General features: G+C 69.7%; 22 protein-coding genes. 5 read left to right on the plus strand and 17 right to left on the minus strand.

Annotated elements, in window-relative coordinates; all coding sequences use genetic code 11:
* Positions 1-62: 62 nt before the first annotated feature.
* Entirely contained in the window at positions 63-1,016 is a 954-nt protein-coding gene (locus H0I76_RS04825; protein WP_234455078.1) for an AEC family transporter, read from the plus strand.
* Here the strand turns inward: H0I76_RS04825 and H0I76_RS04830 are convergent.
* The 3 genes from H0I76_RS04830 to H0I76_RS04840 form a co-directional block, all read right to left on the minus strand.
* Complete coding sequence (locus H0I76_RS04830) at positions 1,013-1,432, minus strand: DUF4864 domain-containing protein (RefSeq protein WP_200607649.1); 420 nt, start codon at positions 1,430-1,432, stop codon at positions 1,013-1,015. The two genes, H0I76_RS04825 and H0I76_RS04830, sit on opposite strands and share 4 nt — an antisense overlap.
* A gap of 89 nt (positions 1,433-1,521) precedes the next feature.
* Positions 1,522-3,078, minus strand: coding sequence for a peptidoglycan -binding protein (locus H0I76_RS04835; protein ID WP_200607651.1), 1,557 nt, complete (start codon positions 3,076-3,078; stop codon positions 1,522-1,524).
* Complete coding sequence (locus tag H0I76_RS04840; RefSeq protein ID WP_200607653.1) at positions 3,078-4,337, minus strand: biopolymer transporter ExbB; 1,260 nt, start codon at positions 4,335-4,337, stop codon at positions 3,078-3,080. The genes H0I76_RS04835 and H0I76_RS04840 overlap by 1 nt, the downstream gene beginning before the upstream one ends.
* A gap of 252 nt (positions 4,338-4,589) precedes the next feature.
* Between H0I76_RS04840 and ald the strand changes: the two genes are divergently transcribed.
* Both ald and H0I76_RS04850 read left to right on the plus strand, forming a co-directional pair.
* Positions 4,590-5,708, plus strand: a complete 1,119-nt coding sequence (gene ald, locus H0I76_RS04845; protein WP_200607655.1) for an alanine dehydrogenase — start codon at positions 4,590-4,592, stop codon at positions 5,706-5,708.
* Positions 5,709-5,848: 140 nt separating this feature from the next.
* Positions 5,849-6,142, plus strand: coding sequence for a cupin domain-containing protein (locus tag H0I76_RS04850; protein WP_200607657.1), 294 nt, complete (start codon positions 5,849-5,851; stop codon positions 6,140-6,142).
* Between the two features lie 6 nt (positions 6,143-6,148).
* On the opposite strand, the gene H0I76_RS04855 is transcribed toward H0I76_RS04850, so the two are convergent.
* From H0I76_RS04855 to efp, 3 genes are all read right to left on the minus strand, one after another.
* Positions 6,149-6,562, minus strand: coding sequence for a hypothetical protein (locus tag H0I76_RS04855; RefSeq protein ID WP_200607659.1), 414 nt, complete (start codon positions 6,560-6,562; stop codon positions 6,149-6,151).
* Positions 6,563-6,645: 83 nt separating this feature from the next.
* Positions 6,646-7,437, minus strand: coding sequence for an inositol monophosphatase family protein (locus tag H0I76_RS04860; RefSeq protein ID WP_200607661.1), 792 nt, complete (start codon positions 7,435-7,437; stop codon positions 6,646-6,648).
* 28 nt (positions 7,438-7,465) lie between these two features.
* Entirely contained in the window at positions 7,466-8,029 is a 564-nt protein-coding gene (efp, locus tag H0I76_RS04865; protein WP_200607663.1) for an elongation factor P, read from the minus strand.
* A gap of 295 nt (positions 8,030-8,324) precedes the next feature.
* Between efp and H0I76_RS04870 the strand changes: the two genes are divergently transcribed.
* Positions 8,325-8,984: a peroxiredoxin gene (locus tag H0I76_RS04870; protein WP_200607665.1), complete on the plus strand. Its 660-nt coding sequence runs from the start codon at positions 8,325-8,327 to the stop codon at positions 8,982-8,984.
* 91 nt (positions 8,985-9,075) lie between these two features.
* Here H0I76_RS04870 and H0I76_RS04875 read toward each other — a convergent pair whose 3' ends face one another.
* The 8 genes from H0I76_RS04875 to H0I76_RS04910 form a co-directional block, all read right to left on the minus strand.
* Positions 9,076-10,080: a zinc-dependent alcohol dehydrogenase gene (locus H0I76_RS04875; protein WP_200607667.1), complete on the minus strand. Its 1,005-nt coding sequence runs from the start codon at positions 10,078-10,080 to the stop codon at positions 9,076-9,078.
* Positions 10,077-10,850 (minus strand): SDR family NAD(P)-dependent oxidoreductase, encoded by a 774-nt coding sequence (locus tag H0I76_RS04880; RefSeq protein ID WP_200607669.1) that lies wholly within the window; start codon positions 10,848-10,850, stop codon positions 10,077-10,079. Before H0I76_RS04880 ends, H0I76_RS04875 begins: the two co-directional genes overlap by 4 nt.
* Complete coding sequence (gene hisD / locus H0I76_RS04885) at positions 10,843-12,150, minus strand: histidinol dehydrogenase (protein WP_200607672.1); 1,308 nt, start codon at positions 12,148-12,150, stop codon at positions 10,843-10,845. The genes H0I76_RS04880 and hisD overlap by 8 nt, the downstream gene beginning before the upstream one ends.
* 10 nt (positions 12,151-12,160) lie before the next feature.
* Positions 12,161-13,483, minus strand: a complete 1,323-nt coding sequence (locus H0I76_RS04890) for a TRAP transporter large permease (RefSeq protein ID WP_200607674.1) — start codon at positions 13,481-13,483, stop codon at positions 12,161-12,163.
* A gap of 10 nt (positions 13,484-13,493) precedes the next feature.
* Positions 13,494-14,000 (minus strand): TRAP transporter small permease, encoded by a 507-nt coding sequence (locus H0I76_RS04895; RefSeq protein ID WP_200607677.1) that lies wholly within the window; start codon positions 13,998-14,000, stop codon positions 13,494-13,496.
* Positions 14,001-14,061: 61 nt separating this feature from the next.
* Positions 14,062-15,210, minus strand: coding sequence for a TRAP transporter substrate-binding protein (locus H0I76_RS04900; RefSeq protein ID WP_200607679.1), 1,149 nt, complete (start codon positions 15,208-15,210; stop codon positions 14,062-14,064).
* Positions 15,207-15,449, minus strand: coding sequence for a hypothetical protein (locus H0I76_RS04905; protein ID WP_200607681.1), 243 nt, complete (start codon positions 15,447-15,449; stop codon positions 15,207-15,209). Before H0I76_RS04905 ends, H0I76_RS04900 begins: the two co-directional genes overlap by 4 nt.
* Before the next feature lie 108 nt (positions 15,450-15,557).
* Positions 15,558-17,183, minus strand: a complete 1,626-nt coding sequence (locus H0I76_RS04910; RefSeq protein WP_200607683.1) for a GMC family oxidoreductase — start codon at positions 17,181-17,183, stop codon at positions 15,558-15,560.
* A gap of 224 nt (positions 17,184-17,407) precedes the next feature.
* Between H0I76_RS04910 and H0I76_RS04915 the strand changes: the two genes are divergently transcribed.
* A complete protein-coding gene (locus tag H0I76_RS04915) occupies positions 17,408-20,611 on the plus strand; it encodes an ATP-binding protein (RefSeq protein WP_200607685.1) in 3,204 nt (1,067 codons plus the stop codon).
* A gap of 50 nt (positions 20,612-20,661) precedes the next feature.
* Here H0I76_RS04915 and H0I76_RS04920 read toward each other — a convergent pair whose 3' ends face one another.
* The 3 genes from H0I76_RS04920 to H0I76_RS04930 form a co-directional block, all read right to left on the minus strand.
* On the minus strand, positions 20,662-21,618 hold the full coding sequence (locus H0I76_RS04920) for a hypothetical protein (protein WP_200607687.1): 957 nt from the start codon (positions 21,616-21,618) through the stop codon (positions 20,662-20,664).
* Positions 21,619-21,764: 146 nt separating this feature from the next.
* Entirely contained in the window at positions 21,765-23,171 is a 1,407-nt protein-coding gene (locus H0I76_RS04925; protein ID WP_234455080.1) for a M20 family metallopeptidase, read from the minus strand.
* Positions 23,168-24,751 carry a gamma-glutamyltransferase gene (locus tag H0I76_RS04930; protein ID WP_200607689.1) on the minus strand — a complete coding sequence of 528 codons (1,584 nt, stop codon included), beginning with the start codon at positions 24,749-24,751 and terminating at the stop codon, positions 23,168-23,170. The genes H0I76_RS04925 and H0I76_RS04930 overlap by 4 nt, the downstream gene beginning before the upstream one ends.
* Positions 24,752-24,770: the final 19 nt, after the last annotated feature.

The raw sequence follows: 24,770 nt of genomic DNA on the forward strand, positions 1-24,770 counted from the left end.
CTCGCACCCGGCGTATCACGCGCCTGCCTCCGCCGGGGCCGCGTCCATGAGAGGCATCGCCGATGCACGCCATTCTCAGCCTCTTCCTGATCGTCCTGCCGGTGTTTCTGGTCGTCGGTGCCGGCTATGCGACCGTCCGGACCAAGATTTTTCCCGATGCGGGCATCGATGCGCTGGTGCGGTTCGCCACCGGGATCGCGGTGCCGGTGCTGTTGTTCCGGGCGATCTACCGCCTCGATCTCGGCGCGGTGCTAGTGCCCGAACACCTCGCGTCTTTCTACATCGGCGCGGTCACGGCCTTCGTCGGCGGGATCTTCCTCTCGCGCAAGATCTGGGGCCGCCGGCCGGGCGAGTCGGTCGCCGTGGGGTTCTGCGCGCTGTTCTCGAACACCGTTCTCCTCGGGGTCCCCATCATGACGCGGGCCTATGGCGAGGAAGCGCTTGCACCCGCCTTCGCGATCATCGCCTTTCATGCACCCTTCGGCTATCTCGTGGGCATCATGACGATGGAGTTCTCGCGCCGCGATGGCGCGCCCATCGGGGTCGCGCTGAGACGGACCGCCCGCGCGATGTTCCACAACGAGCTGACGCTGGGCATCGCGGCGGGCTTCGCGCTGAATCTGGCAGGCGTCCCGCTGCCCGAGCCCGTGACCGCGACGATCAACATGATTTCGGCGGCCGCGCTGCCCGTCGCGCTCTTCGCACTTGGCGGCGTCCTGACACGTTATCGCCTCCGCGCCGAGCTGGGCGAGGCGGGCATGGTGGCCGCGCTCAGCCTTCTTCTGCACCCCTTCATCGCCTGGGTGCTCAGCGCTCATGTCTTCGGCCTGCCGATCGAGTTCGTGCGCGCCTCGGTCGTGATCGCGGCGATGCCGACCGGGGTGAACGGCTACGTCTTCGCGGCGATGTATGACCGGGCGATCGGGACGTCGGCTTCCACCGTGCTTCTCGGCACCGCGGCGAGCGTCTTCACGATCACCATCTGGCTCGCGCTCCTGGGCGGCGCGGCTCTCTAGCTGCCGACACCAGGCAGCCGCCGCAGCGCGACACCCGCGATACGCCAGACGCCGCCGACCTTTTCCATGAGGTAGTCCGCTTCCCAAAGGATGCCTGCCGCATCCTCGAACATGACCGTCTGGACCTGCCCGCGCGGCGTCGCCGACAGCCCGCGCATCTCGTAACGACCCGGGTCCCAGACCATCGGGTAACCGCTGCGCACCATGTCCCCGAAGGCGCGCGGGTCACCGAAACGCGCCTGGATCCCGGGCGAGGCATGGGCAAAGGCGGCCTCGAGATCGCCCCGATCGAACGCGGCGAGCTGATCCGCGATGACTGTGCGGATCGCTGCGGCATCATCGGCCCGTGCTGGATGAAACGACAACGCGAGTGACAGGGCCAGGGCCAGGGCCAGTGACGAGAGCAGTCGGTGCATCACCCTTTCCTCCGGAGCATCGCGTATCCGGAATGATGGGACGGCACCGATCGGGGTCAAGGACGCCCCCACTCCGGCCGCGTGGTTCGTCAGCGCTCGGTGAACTTGAACTCGATCCGGCGGTTGCGTGCCAGGATGTCCGGGCTGTCGCCCTCCTCGATCGGCTGGTACTCGCCGAAACCCGTGGCCGCCAGCCGCTCGGGCGGCACGCCTTCTTCCTCGACGAGGTAGCGCACGACCGACAGTGCTCGCGCCTGGCTCAGCTCCCAGTTGGCGAAGGGGCCGCCGCCCCGCACCGGCGTCGAGTCGGTGTGACCGTCAACGCGCAGGATCCAGTCGAGCCCTTCGGGGATGTTCTTCGACACCTCGCTCAGGACCGAGCCAAGCTTCGCGAGCTCGGCGATACCAGCGGGATTGAGTTCAGACGAGCCGGGTGCAAAGAGCACCTCGGACTGGAAGACGAAGCGGTCGCCCACCACCCTGATGTCGCTTCGCCCGCCCAGCACCTCGCGCATCCGTCCGAAGAATTCCGAGCGGAAGCGCGAGAGTTCGGACACCTTCTGCGCCAGCGCGGCGTTGAGCTTCTGGCCCAGCTCGGCAATCTGCACCTTCTGGCTGCGGTCGCGCTCGGCGGCGTCGTCGAGCAGGGCCTGAAGCGACCCGAGCTGATCGCGCAGCGCGCCGACCTGCTGGTTCAGAAGTGCGGCCTTGCGCGCCTCCTCGGCCGTCCGCTCCTCGGCCTCCGCCAGCTCGCTCTCGGCGATGCGCCGAAGCGCCTCGGCCTGGCTCAACTCGCTCTCGGTCTGGCCCTGGTCCTGCTCGAGCTTGCGCTTCGCCGCCTCGGCCGCGGCGAGCAGCGTGAGCGTCTCTTCCGCCTCCTTGCGGGCGCTCTCGAGGGCGAGCGTCATGGCATCGAGCTCGGCCTCCGAGCCTTCCAGCCTGCGCCGCAACGCCTCGGCCGCCGCGGCCTCCAGCGCCCGGGCCTCCTCCTCGGCCGTCAGGCTCTCGCGGGCTTCCGCCAGCCTTGCCTGTGCCTCGGCTTCGGTTCCGCGCAGCTTCGCGATCTCGTCGTCCTGCTGCTCGCGGCTGGCGTTGAGCTCGGCGATCAGCGCCTCCATCGCTTCGCGCTTGGCCGCGGCGAGGCGCGCGGCCTCGGTCTGCTCGTCGATCTCCTCGCGCGCGGCGGCCAGCGACGCGGCCAGCGCATCGCGCGCGTCGACGGTCTGGGCCAGCTCGCCCGTCAGTTCCTGAGTACGCGCCTCGGCCTCGGCGCGCGCCCGGGTCATCGCCGCGAGCGCGGCGTCGAGCCGGTCGGCCTCGGCCTGTGCATCGGTCAGGGTCGAGCGCAGCTCGCCCGCCTCGGCCTCGGCCGCCTCGCGGCCCGCACGCTCGAGCGACAGCACATCGGCCAGCTCCGCAAGCTGCGACGAGAGCCGGTCGATCTGCGTCGCCTGGGCCGTGAGCTCGTCCTCCTGCGTGCGGATCGTCTCGGTCTGGCCGGTGACGGTCTCGCGCAGGCTGAACTGCACGATCATGAAGATCGAGAGCACGAACATCAGGATGAGCAGAAGCGCCGTCAGCGCGTCCACGAAGCCCGGCCAGATCGTGGCCTCGAACCGAGCCCCCGTGCGGCGGGTGAGCGCCATCAGCCCTCTCCGCCCGGACCGCCTGTTCGTTCGTCGATCAGGCGGATCAGCAGCCGCAGCTCGGCCCTGATCGCGTCAACCGATTGCTGGCGGCCGAGCGCCAACTCGTCGATCAGCTGGCGCATCTGGTGGTCGAGGTTCCGCAGGTGCTGGCGCGTCTCGCTGTCGAGCACCTGGCGGCGGCTTTCAAGCGCGCGGTCGAGGATCTGGACCATCCCGGCCTGGCTCGACGCGACCTGCGACTGCCCCTGGTCGATGCGCTTGAGGACGGTCAGCACGGCATGGTCGCGCCCCGACTGGTTCTCGCGCCCCTCGCGCATCTCGCTCACCATCTGCGCGACCGAGCTGCGCTCGTTCTCGATCTGCTCGGCCATCTGGCCCACAACATCGGCAGCGCGCGCCAGCCGGTTCTCGGCCTCGATGCGCGCGGCCTCGGCGCGCGCGGCGAATTCGACGGTCTTCTCCAGCCCCTCGTCCACGCGCTCGAGAAGGGCAACGAGCGGCCCCTCGGGCCCCTCGCCCTCCGAAATCAGCCCAAGCCGCGTAAACGAGGCCAGCCATTCCTCGAGCTCGCGGTAGAACCGGTTCTGACCATGGCCGGCAAAGAGCTCGAGCATCCCGACCACGAGAGAGCCCGCAAGGCCCAGCAGCGACGAGGCGAAGGCCGTGCCCATGCCGCCGAGCTGGCTCTCGAGCCCCGTCATCAGGCGGTCGAAGACCGAGACGTCCGACACCTGCCCGTCCGCGGGCGCAAGCGAGCGGATGGTGTCGACCACCGCCGGCACCGTCTTGGACAGGCCCCAGAAGGTGCCGAGCAGGCCAAGGAAGATCAGCAGGTTGGCGAGATAGCGCGTGATGTCGCGCGTCTCGTCGAGGCGCGTCGAGACCGAGTCGAGGATCGAGCGCGTCGAGCTGGTGGCAATGCGCTTCTGCATGCCGCCCTCGCGCACCAGCGGCGCCATCGCGATCATCAGCGAGGGTGGGCGGGTGAGCTCGATCCCCTTGTATCCCGCCTGCACCGAGCGCACCCAGCGCATCGCGGCAATCAGCTGGCCGACCTGCCAGAAGGTCGCCATCACGCCGATGACGAAGATGCCGATGATCACGCCGTTCAGGTAGGGATTGGCGAAGAAGACCTGCTGGATCTCGCGAAACAGGAAGAAGGCGGCGACGGCGACGAGCCCGAGCACGGAAAGCATCAGGAAGATCTGGCGCACCGGACGGGAGAACTGGACCTCCCTGTGGTCGATCGCTGCCATACGCTCTCCCCGCGCCCCAACCATGCTCACTGCTTCCCTCGCCGCCCAGAATAGCCGCATTTCCGCGTCGCGCCAGAGGCTTGTGCGACGTTCCCGAGACCAACCCGGTGCGTGGCCGACGCGCCACTGACACGTCGATTTGGCACAGGCTGGCCCTAACGCCGGGACTTGGCGCACAGTATGGTCCTCATGCCCGGTCGAGAGAGGCCCTCGGCCGGACGAGAAAGCATAACCGACAGGGGGACTGGGACCGTGCTGATCGGCTGCCCGAAAGAGATCAAGAACCAGGAATACCGCGTGGGCATGACGCCTGCCGCGGCGCGCGAGGCGGTGGTCCACGGCCACCAGGTCATCATCGAGACGGGCGCCGGGGCCGGGGCCGGTTTCGGCGACGAGCTCTACCAGGCCGCGGGCGCCGAGATCGTCGCCACCGCCGCCGAGGTCTTCGCCCGCGCCGAGATGGTCGTGAAGGTGAAGGAGCCACAGGCATCCGAGCGCGCGCAGCTGCGCGAGGGCCAGGTGCTGTTCACCTATCTCCACCTCGCGCCGGACCCCGAACAGACGAAGGACCTGCTTGCGTCCGGCGTGACCGCCATCGCCTATGAGACGGTGACGGACGCACGCGGCGGCCTGCCGCTGCTGGCGCCGATGTCCGAGGTCGCCGGACGGCTGGCGCCGCAGGTCGGCGCCTGGGCGCTGCAGAAGGCGAACGGCGGGCGCGGCGTGCTGCTGGGCGGCGTGCCGGGTGTCGGGCCCGCCGAGGTGGTGGTGATCGGCGGCGGTGTCGTCGGCACCAACGCCGCGAGGGTCGCGGCGGGAATGGGGGCGCATGTCACCGTGCTCGACCGCTCGCTCGACCGGCTGCGCTATCTCGACGATGTCTTCGGCGGGCAGATCGGCACCCGCTATGCGTCGCAAGCCAATACCGAGGAACTGGTGGCCACCGCCGACATGGTGGTCGGCGCCGTGCTGATCGCCGGCGCCGCGGCGCCCAAGCTGGTGACCCGCGCGCAGTTGTCTGAGATGAAGCCCGGCGCCGTGGTGGTGGACGTCGCGATCGACCAGGGCGGCTGCTTCGAGACCTCGCGCGCCACGACCCATGACGACCCGATCTACATCGTCGACGGCATCGTCCACTACTGCGTGGCGAACATGCCCGGCGCCGTTGCGCGCTCGTCGACCATCGCGCTGGGCAACGCGACCCTGCCCTTCCTGATCGCTTTGGCCGACAAGGGCTGGCGCGACGCCTGCCGGGACGACCCCCACCTTTTGGCGGGGCTCAATACCCACAGCGGCAAGCTCACGAACTTCGCCGTGGGCCAGGCGCTGGAGATCGACGTCCTCAGCCCCAAGCTGGCGCTGGCGGTCTGAGCGTGAACCGGGTGGCCTTTCACACGTGAAAGGCCACTCATACATATGATTTAAAACAATTTTCCAAGAACAACATGACGGGCAGTCGGTGGCCGCGCGCCACCCCTGCCCGGCCGCATGAAGCCTGCAGGAGAGTCGCGATGACCGAAGCCGTGCCAACCATCCACATCGACAACGACCAGGTCCGCGTCACCGAATGGAGCTTCGCGCCCGGCGCGGCGACCGGCTGGCATCGGCATGGCTTCGACTACGTCATCACCCCGGTCACGGGCGGGCCGGTCGAGATCGTCGGCCCGGGCGGCCAGCGGACCGAGTTCCTGATGCAGCCCGGCGTCAGCTATTACCGCGAGGCCGGCGTCGAGCACGACGTCGTCTGGAAGGGCGAGGGCGAGTTGCGTTTCGTCGAGGTCGAACTGAAGAGCCGGCCGGGCTGAGGCCCCTCACTTCGGCAGCGCCAGCTTCTCCTTGCCGCGCGCCCACCAGGCGGTCGCCTCGCGGGTGCAATTGGCGGTGCAGTTGCCGGCGGCCCGGGCCTGCCCCGCGTAATCGGGGCCGAAGGCGGCGGCGGGCAGCGCGAAGGCCAGTTCGGGCGCGCCCTTCGCCGGCACGGCGGTGAAGGCCACGAGCGAGCGGGTCGCCGACCAGCCGTCGACGCTCGCCGCTCCCTCGGCGCCGGCGAGGCTGCCGTCGGGATTGACCATCAGCAGGATATCCTCGGCCCCGCCCGCATAGTTCACTCGCAGGACGCCGCCGGGGAAGGTCTCGGGATCGAGCTTGGGCTCGGGCGTGCAGGCGGCCGCCGCAAGGGCCAGGGTGAAGCCGAAGGCGAGCGCGTTTCTCGCAGATGTGCGCATGATCCGTCTCCCGCGCGCTGTGTCAGTCCGGCACAGTCGCGCGCCAGTGCCGCGGGATCAAGTCCGCTTGACGCGAGGTAAAATCAGTCGGGGTCGAGCAGCTTGCGGATCGGCTCGAACACCTCGGCGTTGGTGGCGAGGATCACACCGGTCTCGAGCGGATCGCCGCCGGGCTTGATGGTGCCGACGAGGCCGCCCGCCTCCTTCACCAGCAGGATGCCCGCCGCCATGTCCCAGGACTGGAGTTCGCGCTCCCAGAAGCCGTCGTAGCGACCCGCCGCGACATAGGCGAGATCGAGCGCCGCCGAGCCCATGCGACGCACGCCCGAGCAGCGCGGCATCAGCGCGGCGAAGTCGCGCATCGTGAGATGCAGCGTGCGCTTCGAGCCGAAGGGCACGCCGGTTGCGAGCAGCAGACCCACCATCTCGCGCCGCGCCGAGACGCGGATGCGACGGTCGTTGAGCCAGGCGCCCGAGCCCTGCTCGGCCACGAACATCTCGTCCTTGGCCGGGTCGTAGACCACGCCCGCGACGATCTCGCCCTTGTGCTCGAGCGCGATCGAGATCGACCAGTGCGGCAGGCCGTGCAGGAAGTTCGTGGTGCCGTCCAGCGGATCGACGATCCAGCGCCGGGTCGGGTCCTTGCCCTCGACCGGCTCGGATTCCTCGCCCACCCAGCCATAGGCGGGGCGTGCAGTGGTGAGTTCCTCGCGGATGATCTCCTCGGCCTTGCGGTCGGCGGCCGAGACGAAGTCCCCCGCCCCCTTCATCGAGACCTGGAGGTTCTCGACCTCGCCGAAGTCGCGCACGAGGCGCCGGGCCGCCTTGCGGGCAGCCTTGATCATCACGTTGAGCGTGGGCGAGGCGGTCGACATAGGTCTCTCCGGAGGACTCGACGGGCGCTCAGGCGCGCTCGACGTATTCGAAGGTTTCGGTGTTGACCACGATCTTCTCGCCGCTGCCGACGAAGGGCGGCACCATCACGCGCACGCCGTTGTCGAGCATGGCGGGCTTGAACGAGTTGGCGGCGGTCTGGCCCTTGACCACGGGCTCGGTCTCGACGATCTCGCAGGTCACCTTCTCGGGCAGCGTGGCCGAGAGCGCCTCCTCATCATAATACTCGACGACCACGGTCATGCCGTCCTGCAGGAAGGGGCGGCGGTCGCCGAGGATGTCGGCCGGGAGCTCGGTCTGCTCGTAGGTCTCGGTGTCCATGAACACCAGCATGCCGTCGGTCTCGTAGAGGAACTGCTTGTCCTTCTGCTCGAGGCGGACGCGCTCGACCTTGTCGGCGGAGCGGAACCGCTCGTTCAGCTTGCGCCCGTCGCGGATGTTCTTGAGCTCGACCTGCGCGAAGGCGCCGCCCTTGCCCGGCTTGACGTGGCTGGTGCGCACGGCGATCCAGAGGCCGCCATCGTGTTCGATGATGTTGCCCGGGCGGATTTCGTTCCCGTTGATCTTCGGCATGGAAAGGTCCTGCGATGGATGAGGTTCGCGCCCCTATATCCGCCCCTCCCGCCACTGGCAAGGCGCGCGCGGGCAAGCGCCGGCCGCGACGCGATCACCCGGACGGACCGGCCATGGCATCGAAAGGAACGCCGCCCCCCGGCCACCGGGGCGCAGTCGGCGCCAGCCACGGTGCCGTCATCCCCGTGCCGCGGGGCAGCGGCCGAGAAAGTGATCGGGTGCATGTTGCAAACCGCGGCGCAATGGTCCACCACGTTCCCGTGGAACCTCGATAAGCACTACAGGGGATTGTATTATGAGCCTGCGGATTAATGACACCGCCCCCGACTTCACCGCCGACACGACTGATGGCCAGATCAGTTTCCACGAGTGGATCGGCGACGGCTACGCGGTCCTGTTCAGCCACCCCAAGGACTTCACCCCGGTCTGCACGACCGAGTTGGGCACGATGGCGAAGATGAAGTCCGAGTTCCTCAAGCGCGGCGCCAAGATCATCGGCATCTCGGTCGATCCGGTCGAAAGCCACAAGAAGTGGAAAGCCGACATCGAGACCGCCACCGGCGGCAAGGTCGACTACCCGCTGATCGGCGACCCCGAGCTGAAGGTCGCCAAGCTCTACGACATGCTGCCCGCGTCCGAGAGCGGCACCTCCGAGGGGCGCACGCCCGCCGACAACGCCACCGTGCGATCGGTCTTCGTGATCGGACCGGACAAGAAGGTGAAGCTGTCACTGACGTACCCGATGACCACGGGGCGCAACTTCGACGAGATCCTGCGCGCGATCGACTCGATCCAGCTGACCGCCAGGCACAAGGTGGCGACGCCCGCGAACTGGAAGCAGGGCGAGGACGTGATCATCACCCCCGCGGTCTCGAACGACGAGGCGCAGGAAAAGTTCGGCGCGTTCGAGACGGTCCTGCCCTACCTGCGCAAGACCCGCCAGCCGCAGGGCTGATCGCGGCGCCCGCGGGCGCGTGAAGGGCGGCTGCGAAGCCGCCCGGGGGCGCGTGACGGGCGGCATCAAAGCCGCCCGCGGGGGCATGGCGTCAGCCCTGCCCCGGCATCAGCACGATCTTGGGCGCGGCCGCGCGGCCGGCCTCGATCTCGGCAAAGGCGGCAGCGCCGGCCGAGAGGGGGCGGGCCTCGGCCCAGCCGAGCGGGCCAAGACGGCCCTCGAAGATCGCCGCCGCGGTCGCGCGGAAGTCCGCCTTCGTGTAGGTGTAGGTGCCGATGAAGGTGATCTCCTGCAGCGTCATGCGGCGGATTTCGAGGCCACCCTCGGCCGAGCCGAGCCCGATATGCACGATGACGCCGCCCGGCCGCGCAAGCCGGCAGGCCTCGGCCCGCGTGGCAGGGTAGCCGACGGCGTCGATCACCAGGTCGGCCTCGCCCGCGTCCAGGCCGCCCTCGCCCGGCAGATGCGGCGCCAGCGCCCCGGCCGAGGCGATGGCGGCGTGGCGCAGGCGGTTGGGCTCGGCCACCGGCACCGGGCCGGGCGCGCCCTGTGCGAGGGCCGCGAGCGCCGCGCCAAGGCCGATCGCGCCGCCGCCAAGCACCGCGCAGCGCGTGCCGGCCAGCGGCTGGCCCAGCGCTTGCGCCCCCAGCCGGACCGCGTGCCAGCCACAGGCAAGCGGCTCGGCCAGCGCCGCCATGCCAAGCGGCACACCATCGGGCACGGTGACGAGGTTCTCGGTTGGCATGGCGAGCATCTCGGCAAAGGCGCCCTCGCGCGGCGGCATCGAGATGATCTGGCGCGTGGGGCACAGGTTCTCGCGCCCCGCCCGGCAGGCCGGGCAGCCGCCGCAGGTCACCAGCGGGTTGACGGTGACACGCCGCCCCGCCTCGGCGCCGCCGACGATCACGCCCGCGGCTTCGTGGCCCAGGATTAGCGGCGCGGGCCGGCGCTCGTCATGGCCCTGGTAGGCGTGCATGTCCGAGCCGCAGATGCCGACGGCATCGACGCGGATCAGCACCTCGCCCGTGTGCGGCGCTGCGTCGGGTACCTCGCGATAGTCGAGCGCGCGCGGCGCGGTGTAGACGAGCGCCTTCATTTCGCGGTGAACCCCCCGTCGACGAAGAGCACCTGGCCGGTGACATAGCCGGACGCGTCCGAGCACAGGAACACGAGCGGGCCTTCGAGGTCGGCCAGATCGCCATTGCGGCCGATGCAGGTCTGCGCCGCGTTGCGCGCGGCCCGGTCGGGGTCAGTGAAGACGGGCGCGGTTAGCTCCGTCGGGAAGAAGCCGGGCGCCAGCGCGTTCGCGGTGATGCCATCCTTCGACCAGGCCTCGGCCATGGCGCGGGTGAGCTGCTCGACCCCGCCCTTCGACGCGCCATAGGCGATGCCGCCGGGAAAGGCGCGCCGCGACTGGAGCGAGGCGAAGTTGACGATCCGGCCCCAGCCGGCCGCGCGCATCGCCGGAACCAGCGCCTGCGAAAGGAAGAACGGCGCGTCGAGATTGAGCGCCATCGTGCTGCGCCAGCCCTGAGGCGTCACCGCGTCGGCCGGCTCGCGCGTGTTGACGCCGGCCGCGTGCACCACGATCGCGGGCGGGCCGAAGGGGGCCGAGACGCGCGCGGCGAGCGCGGCGAAATCATCGCAGGCGCCGAGATCCGCCACGACGGCGGCCGTCTCGCCCGCCGTCTCGGCGCGCCAGGCGGCCAGCGCGTCCTCGCGCCGGGCCACGCCAACCACGCGTGCGCCGCGCGCGGCCAGCATCGAGGCCGCGGCGCGCCCAAGCCCACTGCTCGCGCCCGTGACACAGGCAACGCGGCCCGCGACCGAGAACAGCGGATCCGCCGCGCGCGCCGCCTCAGTCATCGGCGGAGAGGTCGAAATTGCGGCCCGGGAAATACTTGGCGAGGCGGATGTCGGCGGTGCGGGCATGCGCCTCCATCCCCTCGAGCCGCGAGATCCGGGCGGTCGCCTCGGCCACCGGGCGCGCCGCCTCGCGGGTCGAGCGCTGCCAGGTGACGACTTTCATGTACTTGTGCACCGACAGCCCGCCCGTATAGCGCGCCGAGCGCGAGGTCGGCAGCACGTGGTTCGGCCCCGAGGCCTTGTCGCCGAAGGCCACCGTCGTCTCCTCACCCAGGAAGAGCGAGCCGTAGCAGGCGAGGCGGCCCAGCCACCAGTCGGGGTCGGCGGCCTGCACGCTGAGATGCTCGGGGGCGTAGTCGTCGGCGGTCGCCGCCATCTCATCGCGCCCGTCGCAGAGGATCACCTCGGCGTAGTCGCGCCAGGCGGCCTCGGCGTTCTGGCGGTTGAGGTCGGGAAGATCGGCGATCAACGCCGGCACGCGGGCCAGCACGGCCTCGGCTAGCGGGCGGTGGTCGGTCACCAGCCAGACGGGCGAGTTGTAGCCATGCTCGGCCTGGCCGACCAGGTCGGCAGCCACGATCTCGGGGTCGGCGGTGGCATCGGCCAGGATCAGGCTGTCGGTCGGCCCCGCGATCATGTCGATGCCCACCCGGCCGAACAGCAGGCGCTTGGCCTCGGCCACGAACTGGTTGCCGGGGCCCACGATGATGTCGGCCTGCGGAAGGCCGAAGAGGCCGTAGACCATCGATGCCACCCCCTGCACGCCGCCCATCGCGAGGATCGTGTCGGCCCCGCACAGATCGGCCGTGTAGAGGATGGCGGGCGCGATGCCCACGCCCGGGCGCGGCGGCGAGCAGGCGGCGATGTGGCCGCAGCCCGCGACCTTGGCGGTGGTCACGGTCATGATGGCCGAGGCGATATGGCTGTAGCGCCCGCCGGGGACGTAGCAGCCCGCCGCGCGGCAGGGGATGCTGCGCTGCCCCGCCACGAGGCCGGGCAGGATCTCGACCTCGAAGTCCGAGAGCGAGGCCTTCTGCGCCTCGGCGAAGCGGCGGATATTGTCATGGGCGAAACGGATGTCGTCCTTCAGCCGCTGGGGCACTTGGCGGGCTGCGGCCTCGATCTCGTCGCGTGTGACGACGACGTTGCCCTCGTAGCGGTCGAACTCGGCGGCGTAACGCCGGGCCGCGGGCTCGCCCTCGGATTCGATGGCGGAAAGGATGGCGCGCACCGCCTCGCCCACATCCGCGGCGCCGGTCTGGGCGGTCCGGCTGGCCTTCTTGAGATACGCGCGCGGCATGGCGGGCCTCCTATCGGTAGATCTCGGGCAGGAGCGCGGTCGAGACCTCGGGAACATAGGCGATCAGAAGGGTCACGATCAGCATCGTCAGCACGAAGGGCACGGCGCGCCAGGCGATGCGCAGGATCGACTCGCCCGTCAGACCCGAGACCACGAACAGGTTGAGGCCCAGCGGCGGGGTGATGAAGCCCACGCCCAGCGCCGTGATCATCATCACGCAGAACTGGATCTCGTTCATGCCGATCTCGTCGGCCAGCGGCTTGAGGATCGGCGCCAGGATGACGATGTTTGGCGTCGTCTCCATCACGCAGCCCGCGGCGATGAGGATCAGGATCATCATCAGGATCAGCGTCGCGGGGTCATCGGTGAAGCCCGTGACGGAGGAGACGAAGCCCTGCGGCACCCCCAGCGCCGCCATGGTCTGTGCCAGCGGCAGCGACATCGCGATGATCGGCAAAATCACGCCGCTGACCTTGGCCGAGCCGACCATCATCGCCGGGAAGTCGGCCAGACGCAGCGTGCCCAGCAGGAAGCCCATCGCCACCGTCACCGTGACCGCGGTGGCCCCGGCCTCGGTCGGCGTGAGGCGGCCCGAGAAGATGCCGTAGAAGATGATGCCCGGCACGATGAAGGCATACCAGCCCCGCGCGAGCGCGCGGCCGACGTTGCTTAGCCATTCACGCACCGAGATCGCGCCGCCCCCCTCGTAGGCATGGCGGCGGTTGATCACGATGTTGGTCACCAGGATCGCGCCGAGGATCATGATCCCCGGGATCAGTGCCGCCTGGAAGAGCGTGGCGGCCGAGATCCCCAGGACAAGCCCGATGATGATGTAGGCGATCGAGGGCGGGATCAGGATGCCGGTGCAGGCGCCCGAGGCCACCAGCGCGCAGGCATAGGCGCGGGGATAGCCGCTCTCGACCAGCCGGTCGATGGTCATCCGGCCGACCGCCGCCGCGCCGGCCGCGTCCGAGCCCGAGATGGCCGAGAACATGCCGCAGACCAGCACCGTGGCCGAGCCGAAGCCGCCGCGGGTCCAGGAGGTCAGCGCCTCGGCCACATCGAGAAAGCGGCGCGAGAGCCCGGTGCGCACCAGAACGTCGCCGGTGAGGATGAACAGCGGGATCGCGGTCAGCGCGAAGGCGTCGATGCCGTCGAACAGCGCCTCGCCGAAGAGCGAGAGCGGCAGGATGTCGGATGCAAGCAGCATCGCCACCGTGCTCAGGCCGATCGCGGCCCAGACCGGCACGCCGAGCGCGATGAGCGCGGCAAAGAGGATCACCGGGCCGTAGAAGTCCCAGCCCAGCGAGGTTTCCTGGTGGAGCTGCCACATCGCGCGGGCCTCAGTCGAACAGCTTCTCGCCCTCGTAGGGCGTTCTGCCCCGGGCGAGATCGCGGAAGTCGCGGCGCAGCGATTGCAGCAGGCGGAAGATCATCAGCGAGAATCCGATCGGCACCGCCATCAGGAACCAGACCATCGACACCCTGAGCCCGGCGCTGACCGAGCCGAAGCGCCACGACAGTTTGGCCGTCTCGAAGGACCAGTAGACGGCGATCACGGCGACCGCGAGCATGACGAGGTCGGCGAAGATGTAGAGCACCGCCCGCGACCGCGGGCCGATGAAGGCATAGATGACGTCGATGCGGATATGCGCGCGCTCGCGCACCGCCGCCGCCGCGCCGATCCAGGCGAGATAGATGAAGGCGTAGCGCACGATCTCCTCGCCCCAGACGGACGAGTAGGCGAGGAGTTCGCGGCGCAGCACCTCGATCGCCATGGTGGCAACGAGCATCACGTAGAAGATGAGGAGCGCCCAGCGCTCGATGTTGCGATCGAGTGTTGCAAACATCTCGGTATCCGGATGATGGCGCGCCGGGCGCGGCGATACCGCGCCCGGAACCCTTGGGGCCTCAGGCGTCGTGGACGTAGTAGCGCCCGCGGGTGCCGGCAGCCTCGACCAGCTTGTCGAAGGTCTCCATCGACCCGGCGAGTTCGACCTTGAAGCTGTCCCAGTCGCTCAGCTGGTAGCCGCCGGCGGCCTGCCACTCGGCCAGCTGATCCTCGGTGAGCGAGTGGAACTCGACGCCGGACTTGCGCATCTCGGCCATGGCGAAGGTGCGGGCCGAGGGGACCTTGGCCAGGTTCTGGTGGAACGACATCTCGGACGCCCAGTCGATCGCCTCCTGCACGCCACCATCGAGCGAGTTGAACCATTCGAGGTTGCACGAGTAGCACTGGCTGTCGGGCACCGCCTGGGTGAAGGTCACGTGGCTGAGTATGTCCTTGAAGCCGAAGGCATAAAGCGCCCCGACCGCCGGGTCGAGCGCATCCGCCACGCCCTGCTTGATCGCCGAGGGCGTCTCGCCCCAGGCCACCGGCGTGGGGTTCGCGCCGACCATGCGGTAGTACTGCTGGAGCATCTTCGAGCCCGGCACACGGAACTTGATGCCGGCAAGGTCGCCCGGGGTGATCACCGGCTTGCCGCCGCCCTTGCGCACCGCCACCACGCGCGGGTCGATGCAGAAGTAGAACAGCGGACGGAAGCCGCGCGCCTCGACGCGGGTGTTCACCTCCTCCTTCCAGATGTCCGAGGTGACGAGGTTCACGAAGCGCTGATTGGCGCCGCACAGATACGGCATGTTGATCAGGTCGACCGCCGGCGCGTAGGGCGCGAAGTTCGACAGCGAGAACTGCCCGGCCTGCACCGTGCCCGCCTGCACCTTCTGCGCCAGTGCGCTGCCGATGCCCAGCTGGCCGCCGGGAGCGAGCTTGACATAGACCTTCCCGTCGGTCGCGTTCTGGATGTTCTCCTTCACGTCGAGCTGCATCATCGGGTAGCTGCGCGTGGTGCCGATCTGATACTCGGTGGCCAGCGTCATCACGTGCTGTGCCGCCGCCTCGCGCTCGCGCTCTTCCTTCGCGGTCTGCGCGACCGCCTCGCCCGACGAAAGCACACCGCCCGCGCCCGCGACCACCGCCGCGGTGAAGGCGCCCGTGCCGGTCAGCTTGAGAAAGTTGCGCCGCTCCTCGGATCGCAGTTCGTCCTGGTCATCGATCATGCCGTCTCTCCTCCCTTGCCGGGGCTTTGCCCCTGGTCCGTGTTTTCGCGCAATTGCGCGCCCTCGCGCCGCAGGACGCCCGCGACGAAGAGGCCGCAGGCCAGGAACAGCGTCAGCATCTCGGCAATGTCCGGGAAGAAGGGCTGCCCCCAGAGAGCGCCGGCGAGCACATTCGCCGCGAAGACGGCGAACACGATCGCCGCCGAGAGCAGCAATCCGCGTCCATCCGGTCGGGCCATGCACTCGCTCACTTGCGCTGGCGCTCACGTTAGGCGCGGCGCCCGGCGGTTGGCAAGCGTCCTGCCCCGGCGACCCGCTGGCGCCGGCGCAGCGCGCGGGCGGCCGCGTCAGTTCGCGGTATCGCGCAGGATCAGACCGGCGCCTTTCCAGCCCATCATCATCGCCGGCGCGTTGGTGTTGCCGCCGATCAGGCTGGGGAAGGCCGAGGCGTCGCATACCCGAAGGCCCGCGACACCGTGCACGCGCAGGTCCGGCCCGACCACGGCTGTCGCGGGGTCGGGGCCCATGCGGCAGGTGCAGGAGGGGTGAAAGACAGTGCCTGACCGCGCCCGGATGTCGGCGATCAGATCGTCGTCCGTGACGACCGCCGGGCCGGGGCGCAGCTCCTCGTCGATCAGGGGCGCGAGCGGCTCGCACGCCGCGATGCGGCGCAGGAACTTCACCGCGGCCAGCATCTCGGCGATGTCGTGCTCGGTGCTCAGGGCATTCGCCTCGATGCGAGGATGGGCGAAGGGGTCGGCGCTGGCCAGCGAGATCCGACCGCGACTGGTCGGCCGGCAGTTCGACAGCCCCAGCGACAGGCCCGGAAACGGGTCGGGCGTGAGCACCGGCCGCTCGCCCTCGCGCGGGATCAGCGTCGAGATCGCCTGCATGTAGAGCTGCATGTTGGGCCGCGGCAGATCGGGCGAGGTGCGGAAGAAGCCACCGCCATGATTGATCGACAGCGATAGCGGCCCGCGCCCGGTCAGCAGGTAGCGCATGCCGACCGCGAGCTTGCCCCACCACGGGCGCAGGATGTCGTTATAGGTCGGCACCCGCATGCGGTAGGTGTAGTTGAGGCCCTGATGGTCGCTCAGATGCGCGCCGACATTGGCGTTGTCCACCACCACCGGCAGGCCGAGATCGCGCAGTGCGGCGCCCGGCCCCACCCCGGACAGCATGAGCAGTTGCGGCGAGTTGATCGCCCCGCCCGAAAGGATCACCTCGCGCGCGGCCCGCGCGACATGGGTGCGCCCGCGGTGGCGATACTCGACCCCGACCGCGCGCGTGCCCTCGAAGACCACCCGCGTCGCCTGGGCGTGGGTCAGGACGGTCAGGTTCTCGCGCTTCATCGCCGGCCGCAGGAAGGCCCGCGCCGCCGAGTTGCGCCGCCCGCCCTTGACCGTGAGCTGATAGCTGCCGACACCCTCCTGCTCGGCGCCGTTGAAATCCGCATTGCGCGGGATGCCGGCGGCCTCGGTGGCGTCGACGAAGACCTCGCAGAGCGGATGCAGGTCGCGCCGGTTGGCCGAGATGAAGAGCGGCCCGCCCTGCCCGCGCCAGGCATCGCCGCCGGCCTCGTTGTCCTCGATCGCGCGGTAGGCGGCCAGAACCTCGTCCCAGCCCCAGCCGGGATTGCCCGCGGCCTCCCAGTCCTCGTAGTCCGAGGCGTGTCCGCGAATGTAGACCATGGCGTTGATCGCGCTCGAGCCGCCGAGAAGCTTGCCGCGCGGCCAGTGATCGCGCTGCCCGGCGAGCCCGGGGTCGGCCTCGGTGCGATAGAGCCAGTTCACCGCAGGATCAAAGAACAGCTTGCCGTAGCCCAGCGGCATCTGGACGAAGAAGCGCCGGTCGCTGCCACCGGCCTCGAGCACGAGCACACGATGCCGACCACTGGCCGTCAGGCGCTCGGCCAGAACGCAGCCGGCCGAGCCGGCGCCGACAATGACGAAATCGAACGCGGACCCCGCCACGATCTCCCTCCGCAGGTTGCAAGCGCCACGACGCGGACGCGCAAAGACGCAAATCTGTCATCGCGGCACCGCGCCGACGCTTCGGTTTGCGACCCGGGCAGGTCGCATTTCTGCGCCGACGCAACGGAAACCGTCGCGCCCGCGCCGACGACACGGGTGCAGCAGCGACGAAACTCGTGCTAGGGTTGCAGCGTTGGAGCGATGAAGTTTTCGGGGTTGCCTACGTGGCTGAGTCGATTGGCGAATGGCTGTCCTCGCTCGGCCTGGAGGAGTACACGGCGCGGTTCAGCGAACAGCGCATCACGGTCGATATCCTTCGCGAACTGAGCGAGGCGGACCTCGAGAAGCTTGGCATCCCCCTGGGTGACCGCAAGCGGCTGTTGCGCGCGATCGCGTCCGCGCCCCCGCCCGCGGCTACGCCGCCCGCCCCCGAACCGCCCCCCGATGCGTCGCCCCCCGCCGTCGAGGCGCCGACCGTGCCCGGTGGTTTCTCGGACGTGACGGCGAGCGGGCACCTGCGGCATCTCACCGTGGTGTTCATCGACCTCGTGGGATCGACCGCGCTTTCGGCCGAGCTCGACCTCGAGGACTACAAGAACCTGATCCGGCGCTATCACGACGTCTGCGCCCAGATCGTTGCCGGTCATGGCGGCTATGTCGCGCATTTCGCGGGCGACGGGGTCCTGGCCTATTTCGGCTACCCCACGGCACAGGAGGACGACCCCGAGCGCGCGGCGCTGGCCGCGCTGGCGACCCTGCGCGAGGTGCCCATGATCGCGCCCGAGCGGGCCGAGCCGCTGGCCGCGCGCGTCGGCATCGCCACCGGCGAGGTGCTGATCGGCGGCCTGGTCTACGAGGGGCTCGAGACGATCCGCGCCGCGGTGGGCGAGATCCCCAACCTCGCGGCCCGGCTGCAGGCCCTGGCCGAGCCCGGCACCGTGATCGTGAGCGCCGAGACCCGCCGCCTGCTGGGCAACGCCTTCGTCTGCGACGACGCCGGGCGCCACCCCCTCAAGGGCTTCCGCGAGCCGATCCAGACCTATCGCCTGCGCGAGGTGCGCAGCGCCGCGGCACGCTTCGAGGCGCGCCAGCGCGGCACGCGCACCTTTTTCGTCAACCGCGAGGAGGAGTTGGGCCAGCTGCGCCGGCGCTGGGCGCGGGCGGTCGAAGGGCATGGCAACGTGGTCCTTCTGTCGGGCGAGCCCGGCATCGGCAAGTCGCGGCTGGCGCGGGAGCTGGCCGACCGAGCCGCCAGCGAGCCGCATCTGCGGCTGATGTACCAGTGTTCGGCGCATTACACCGAGAGCCCGCTCTACCCCGTGGCCGCGCACCTGGAATTCGCCGCACGCTTTCGCGCCGGGGATGGGCCCGAGGAGAAGCTGCGCAAGCTTTCGGCCCTGCTGGCCGAGCCGCCCTGCTCTGCCACGGAGTTGACGCTGTTCGCCCGGCTGCTGGGGCTGCCACACGAGACGGCCGCGCCCTCGCTGGCCGGGCTGACGGCGCAGCAGGTGCGCAACGCGACGATCGAGGCTCTGGTCGGGCGGCTCTTCAAGCTGGCCGAGCGGCGCCCGGTGCTGGTCCTGTTCGAGGACCTGCACTGGATCGACCCCACGACGCAGGAGCTGCTGGATCTGCTGGTCGAGCGGGTCGACGGCCACCGGGTGCTGATGATCTGCACCTTCCGGCAGGAGTTCATGTCGAGTTGGAGCGGCCTGCCCAACGTGACGCGGATCGAGATCAACCGCCTCGGCCCCAAGGAGTCCGCGGCGATCGTGACCAACCTGCTCAAGGGTCACGGGCTGGAGCACACGCCGCTCGAGGCAATCGTGTCGAAGACGGACGGCGTGCCCCTGTTCATCGAGGAACTGACCAAGGCCGCGCTCGACGCGGCCGAGGGCGATGGCGGGCAGGACGGCGCCAGGGGCGCGGCCACCGATCCGCTGTCGCTGCCCGCGACCCTGCGCGACTCGCTGATGGCCCGGATCGACCGGCTGCCGCTGGCCGACAAGGTGATGCCGGTGGGCGCCGCCATCGGGCGCACCTTCAGCCACCGCGCTGTCTCGATCGTCACCGGCCTGCCGGCCGAGGTCCTTAACGAGGCCCTGCGGATGCTGGTCAGCGCCGACCTCTTGTCGCAACACGGCGTCCCGCCCGATGCGCGCTACACCTTCAAGCATGCCCTCGTGCAGGACATCGCCTATGAAAGCATGCTCAAGAGCCGCCGGCGCGCCCTGCACGGGCGCATCGCCGAGGTCCTCGAGGAGCATTTCCCCGACCTGGTCGAGCGCCGGCCCGAGATGGCGGCGCAGCATTGCAGCAAGGCGGGACAACCGCGGCGCGCGATCGAGCTGTGGGAACAGGCGGCCCGGGCCGCGATCGCGCGATCGGCCAATTCCGAGGCGATCGCCCACTTGACCGCCGCCCTGCGCGAGAACGCCTCGGACACCGACGCCGCGCGGCTGGTCGCCACCGAGACCCGGCTGCGCGAGGCGCTGTGCATCGCGCTGGAGGCGCGCGGCTGGGGCTCGGAGGACATCACCGACAACCTCGACCGGCTGCACGACCTGGTGGCCGAGCATGGCGACGAGGCCAAGCTCTTCACCATCCTGCACGGGCTGTGCGGCGAGCACCTGATCGCCGGGCGCGCCGAGCTGGCCTACGACTTCGCGCAGAAGATGATGGCGCTGACCGGCCACGTCGCCGACCCCGCATGCCCCGTGCTGGGGCAGCACAACCTTGGTATGTGCTGCTTCATGCTGGGCCGGTTCGAGGCCGCCATCGAGCATTTCGACGAGGCGATACGGCTGCGCAGCGAGGTGCCGCTTTCGGCGCTGGCGCATTACTACGTCGCCGACCCCGAGGTGGTTGACAACGCCATGCGGGCCTGGGCTCTGGCGCTGATGTGCGACGAGGACCCCTCGGCCGGGGTCAGGGCGCGCGAGGCAGTCGCCCGGTCGCGCGCGCTGTCCGAGCGGGCCGGCCACGATTTCTCGTCGGCCTACGGCTTCTCGATCCTTGCCTCGGTCGAGCAGTCGCTGGGCGACGCCAACGCGGCGCTCGAGCTCGCCACGCGCGCGCGCCAGCTCAGCCGGCGCGACGGTTTCACCTATTGGGAGGCCTGGTCGCAGATCGTGTTCGGCTGGGCGATGACCATGACCGGCGACAGGTCGCTGGGGATCGAGCGGCTGCGCGCGGGGCTCGAGAAATACCGCGCCACGGGCTCGCGGCAGATCCTCGGCTATGGCCAGGCCCTGCTCGCGGACGCCCTGCTCAAGGACATGCGCCACACCGAGGCGATGGCCGCGCTCGAGGCGATGGACGAGGCGCACGCAGGCATCAGCGTGCGCTTCTATGACCGACGCATCGAGGCGATCCGGCGCGCGCTGGCCGACGCGCCCGAGGCCGGCGACGCCGAGTTCGAACGCTAGTACCCCACGCCTCCGTCCGACGGGGGCGTGGGGGCCGGATCGCGGTGCCCTCAGCGGGTGTTGACGATCGGCGGATTGGCGCAGCGGCCGAGGCAGTAGTATGGCGGCTCGGCCGTCGAGGGCAGGTTGCCGTTGTTCAGCGCGCCGCCGTCCGAGACGTCGAGCCCCGGGTTGAGCTCGAACATCATGTCGAAGCAGGCGTCGGGGTCAGCCTCGAAGATGCTCTGGAGTTCGGCCGGCGCGTTCGAGGCGGTGTATTTCTCGGTGTAGTTCGGGCCGCTGGCCGAGTTGTAGTTGCGGTCAATCCAGTAGTCGGTGATCCGCACATCCGTGCCCATCGCCCAGAGCTTGTAATTGAACACATCCGCCATCTGAGCGTTGATCGGGAACGCCACCGCGCCGAAGATCGGGAAGACGTTGTTGTCGGGCCCGGTCTTCTGCTCGATATGCATGGCGCCGGCGGGCACCGCGACGCGGAACATCTCGGCCCGGCCGAAGCTGACCGGGTCGGGGCCGGTGGTGCGCGACGCGGTGGTGATCATCTGCACCCAGATGTGCATCGGTTCGCCCGGCACGAAGTGGAAGCCAGACTCGTTGCCCACCGCGCTCTGGATCTGGCCCTTCACGCTGTAGCTGGTGAAGCCACCCTGGAAGCGCCCCTGGGCGTTGAGCGCGACGGCGGCCGCGGCCGCGGCGGTGCGCGCCTGGATGCCCCCCGCCCCTTTCAACTGCTTGTTCGGATTGCGCAGAAGCGCGTTGATCCGGCCCTTGGGCGTTGAGGCGCCGGGCGCGCCGAGGCGGTTCAGCATGCCGTTGAGACGATCGCGGGTCTTGACGTCGTCATCGAGGTTCGCGCCGGCAATCTTGAGCTTCATGTCGACCTCGGCGAACGGACTGGCCGTTGTCGCGAGCCCGACATCGGCCATCTTGCTCTCGATCTGAGCGCAGGCCCCGAGCGCGAGCACGAATGCGACCGCGCCGATCCGGCGCGCGAGACTGAAATCCATATTCCCCTCCTCGGCCAAACCGGCCTGAAATCACGTGCAAGCAATTCTCCCCCGCAGGGCAAGTATGCCAGCGGCAGAGGGGGGAAACAATCGGAGGGGGAGAGGGGCGCGACTGCGCCCCTCCGTCTGGGATCATCCGCCTCGTATCAGGCGCCCGGGCCGCCGGTCTCGCCGATATCCCAGAACAGGCCCGCCATCGCTCTGAGCGCGTCGCGGCAGACGGGCTTGAGCACATGCTCGTTCGGCGCGTGCTGCGAGCAACCGCGATAGGAATGCGGGACCCAGACCGTCGGAAGGCCGAGGATCTCGGAGAAGCTGTCGTTCGGCAGCGAGCCGGCGAGATTGGGCAGGATGTGCGGCGGCTTGCCCGCGGTGCGCGCGAGCGAGGCGGCGGTGAATTTCACCCATGGGTGGTCGGGGTCGAGGCGGGTCGCCTTGAAGAACCCGCGATCCATGGGGACGATCTTCACCATGCCGAAGCCTTCGCGGTCGAGATGGCGGCGCAGCGCCGGCAGGATGTCCTCGGGGTCGGTGCCGACGACGTAGCGCAGCTGGCAGGTCGCGCGGGCCGAGGCCGAGATGGCGTTCACCGGCGCCTCGGGCACGCCGCTCGTCATCGCCAGCACGGCGAAGGAGTTCCAGCCGAAGACCCGCTCGGCCGGTGTGAGGCTTTCCTCGCCCCAGTCGTGGTCGATCGCCGGGCCGTCCTCGCCCTCGATCGGCAGCCCGTCGAGGGCCGCGCGCACTGCGGGCGTCAGGCTGTCGGGGCGCCACTCGGGCACTTTGATCTGGCCACGTCGGTCGCAGATCGAGGCGAGCGCATGCGCCAGGATCATCGCCGGGTCGGCCAGCAACCCGCCCCAGTTGCCCGAGTGATGCGCGCCCTCGCGCAGATCGACGATCAGGTCGAAGCCGACGCCGCCGCGCGAGCCCATGAACATTGTCGGCGTGTCGGGCTGGAGGCGCGGCCCGTCCGAGGCGATCAGGACATCGGCCTGCAGGCGGTCCTTCTGGGCGGCGAAGAACTCGGGCAGGCCGGCCGAGCCGGTCTCCTCGGACATCTCGATCACGATGCGCACGTTGAAGCCGAGGCGGCCGCGCTCGGCCAGCACGGCCTCGAGAGCCGCGATGTTGATCAGGTGCTGGCCCTTGTTGTCGGCCGTGCCGCGGCCGTAGAGGCGCTCGCCCTCCTCGACCAGGCGGAAGGGGTGGAGGCCCTCGCGCCACTGATCGGTCTGCGCCCGGATCACGTCGCCATGGCCATAGGTCAAGACCGTGGTCAGGGCCGGATCCTCGATCCGCTCGCCCACCAGCAGCGGTCCGCCGCGCGGATCGGGGTTCGCGAAGATCTCGCAGGCAAAGCCCATGGCGACAAGGCGCGGCTCCATCGCCTCGCGCAGGTAGCGCATCAGCTCGGCCTTCTGCTCGGGATTCTGGCTCTCGGTCTCGAAGGCGACCAGGGCGCCGAGGTCGGACTGGAATCGCCCTTCCTCGTAGTACTTCGTCGCGTGGTCGATGGCGCCCTCGCGGGCAGCGGCGGTCATGGTGGTCATTGAGCCCTCTGCGATTCGGGTATGGCGTCGCCCCAGGGCGACATGATCTCGGTGCAGCCGGTGTTGCGCGCCCCCTCGCGCATCACGCCCGCCGGGCAGGCAAAGGCGTAGGGGAAGACCGTACGCCGGGCGCGGATCACGGGGTGGCCCGCTTCGAGCGCGGCGACGGTTTCGGTCGGCAGCGTGTCGTCGGCCACCACGGTATCGCCGCCCGAGACGTCGATCCGCGGATGGTGGAAGGCCGCCTCGATATCCATGCCGAAATCGGCCACGAACGCCGAAAGCTGCGCGACCGCCGAGACGATCTTGCGCCCGCCCGAGGCGCCAAGCGCGAAACGCCGACCGCCGGCCTCGCCGATCACGGGGCAGACATTCATCAGGCAGCGCTTGCCGGGTGCCAGCGAGTTCGGTTTGCCCTGCTCGGGGTCGAACCACATGATGCCGTTGTTCATCAGGAGCCCGGTCGAGGGCGACACCACGCGCGACCCGAAGATCGACAGCAGGGTCTGCGTCAGCGCCACCATGTTGCCGTGGCGATCGACCACCGAGAAATGCGTCGTGCAGGCGGGGGCGGTTTCGGCCTCGCCCTCGGCGCCCATGGTGGTCAGGCGCCGCGCATAGGCCGCCTTCAGCGCGCGGGCGATCATGGCGAAGGCCTTGCCATCGGCCGTCGCGCCGGGTGCGTACCCCTCTTCCATCACCGCGAAGACATCGCGGAAGGTGGGTCCGGCGGTCATGTAGGGCGTGACGTCGAACCGCGCACCCCGGTAGGCGAAGGTCAGCGGTGCTTCGAACTCGGCTCGATAGGCGCGCAGATCATCGAACGCGAGGGGGCCGCCCTTGGCCTGGATGTCGGCGGCAATGGCCCGGGCAACGTCGCCCTCGTAGAACTCGCGCGGGCCCTTGAGGGCGATCCGGTCGAGCGTGTCGGCCATGCGGTCCATCGCGATGCGCTTGTCGGAGAGGCTGGTCCAGCCCGCGATGGTCGGCCACTGACCGTCCTCGAGGAACATCGCCGCCGCGTCCGGGTCCTGCGCCAGCGCGCGCGTCGCCGAGGCGATGATCAGCGCGGCGTACCAGTCGACATGCAGCCCCTCCTTCGCCAGCCCGATCGCAGGTTGGATCAGGTCGCGCCAGGGCATCCGGCCGAAGCGTTCATGGGCGATGCCGACACCGTCGACCAGCCCTGGCACGGCGACCGAGGTCGCGCCCTGCACGTTGCGGTCCTCGACCACGGCCTCCCATGGGAAGAGGTCGCTCGCCTTGCCCGCGCCCGAGAGAGGGTAGTCGGCGGGATCGAGCGCGGCAGGCGAGCGCATGCCGTAGTTGACCGAATGCGCCCGGCCTTCGTCGGCGCGCCAGATCATCATCGCGCCGCCGCCGGCGGGACCGCTCATCCATGGCTCGACGACGCCGATGGCGAAGGAGACGGCGACCGCCGCGTCGATCGCATCGCCGCCTGCGGCCAGCACCTCGGCGCCGATCTCGGCGGCACGGGAGTGCTGGGCGGCGACGACGCCGCCCTCGGTCGCGATCACCGCCTTGCGGATCTGCTGGGTGCCGGAAAAATTGCTTCTCACGTCAAAAACTCCGCTGAAA

It is taken from the genome of Thermohalobaculum xanthum (assembly GCF_016623495.1).
Lineage (GTDB): Bacteria > Pseudomonadota > Alphaproteobacteria > Rhodobacterales > Rhodobacteraceae > Thermohalobaculum > Thermohalobaculum xanthum.

Coding starts and splice junctions, on each gene's coding strand:
- H0I76_RS04830 (WP_200607649.1), bottom strand. CDS start 1,432: ATGCACCGACTGCTCTCGTCACTGGCCCTGGCCCTGGCCCTGTCACTC.
- hisD (WP_200607672.1), bottom strand. CDS start 12,150: ATGCCGCGCGCGTATCTCAAGAAGGCCAGCCGGACCGCCCAGACCGGC.
- H0I76_RS04825 (WP_234455078.1), top strand. CDS start 63: ATGCACGCCATTCTCAGCCTCTTCCTGATCGTCCTGCCGGTGTTTCTG.
- H0I76_RS04900 (WP_200607679.1), bottom strand. CDS start 15,210: ATGATCGATGACCAGGACGAACTGCGATCCGAGGAGCGGCGCAACTTT.
- H0I76_RS04920 (WP_200607687.1), bottom strand. CDS start 21,618: ATGGATTTCAGTCTCGCGCGCCGGATCGGCGCGGTCGCATTCGTGCTC.
- H0I76_RS04835 (WP_200607651.1), bottom strand. CDS start 3,078: ATGGCGCTCACCCGCCGCACGGGGGCTCGGTTCGAGGCCACGATCTGG.
- efp (WP_200607663.1), bottom strand. CDS start 8,029: ATGCCGAAGATCAACGGGAACGAAATCCGCCCGGGCAACATCATCGAA.
- H0I76_RS04855 (WP_200607659.1), bottom strand. CDS start 6,562: ATGCGCACATCTGCGAGAAACGCGCTCGCCTTCGGCTTCACCCTGGCC.
- H0I76_RS04840 (WP_200607653.1), bottom strand. CDS start 4,337: ATGGCAGCGATCGACCACAGGGAGGTCCAGTTCTCCCGTCCGGTGCGC.
- H0I76_RS04890 (WP_200607674.1), bottom strand. CDS start 13,483: ATGTGGCAGCTCCACCAGGAAACCTCGCTGGGCTGGGACTTCTACGGC.
- H0I76_RS04870 (WP_200607665.1), top strand. CDS start 8,325: ATGAGCCTGCGGATTAATGACACCGCCCCCGACTTCACCGCCGACACG.
- H0I76_RS04925 (WP_234455080.1), bottom strand. CDS start 23,171: ATGACCACCATGACCGCCGCTGCCCGCGAGGGCGCCATCGACCACGCG.
- H0I76_RS04875 (WP_200607667.1), bottom strand. CDS start 10,080: ATGAAGGCGCTCGTCTACACCGCGCCGCGCGCGCTCGACTATCGCGAG.
- H0I76_RS04850 (WP_200607657.1), top strand. CDS start 5,849: ATGACCGAAGCCGTGCCAACCATCCACATCGACAACGACCAGGTCCGC.
- H0I76_RS04905 (WP_200607681.1), bottom strand. CDS start 15,449: ATGGCCCGACCGGATGGACGCGGATTGCTGCTCTCGGCGGCGATCGTG.
- H0I76_RS04880 (WP_200607669.1), bottom strand. CDS start 10,850: ATGACTGAGGCGGCGCGCGCGGCGGATCCGCTGTTCTCGGTCGCGGGC.
- H0I76_RS04895 (WP_200607677.1), bottom strand. CDS start 14,000: ATGTTTGCAACACTCGATCGCAACATCGAGCGCTGGGCGCTCCTCATC.
- H0I76_RS04860 (WP_200607661.1), bottom strand. CDS start 7,437: ATGTCGACCGCCTCGCCCACGCTCAACGTGATGATCAAGGCTGCCCGC.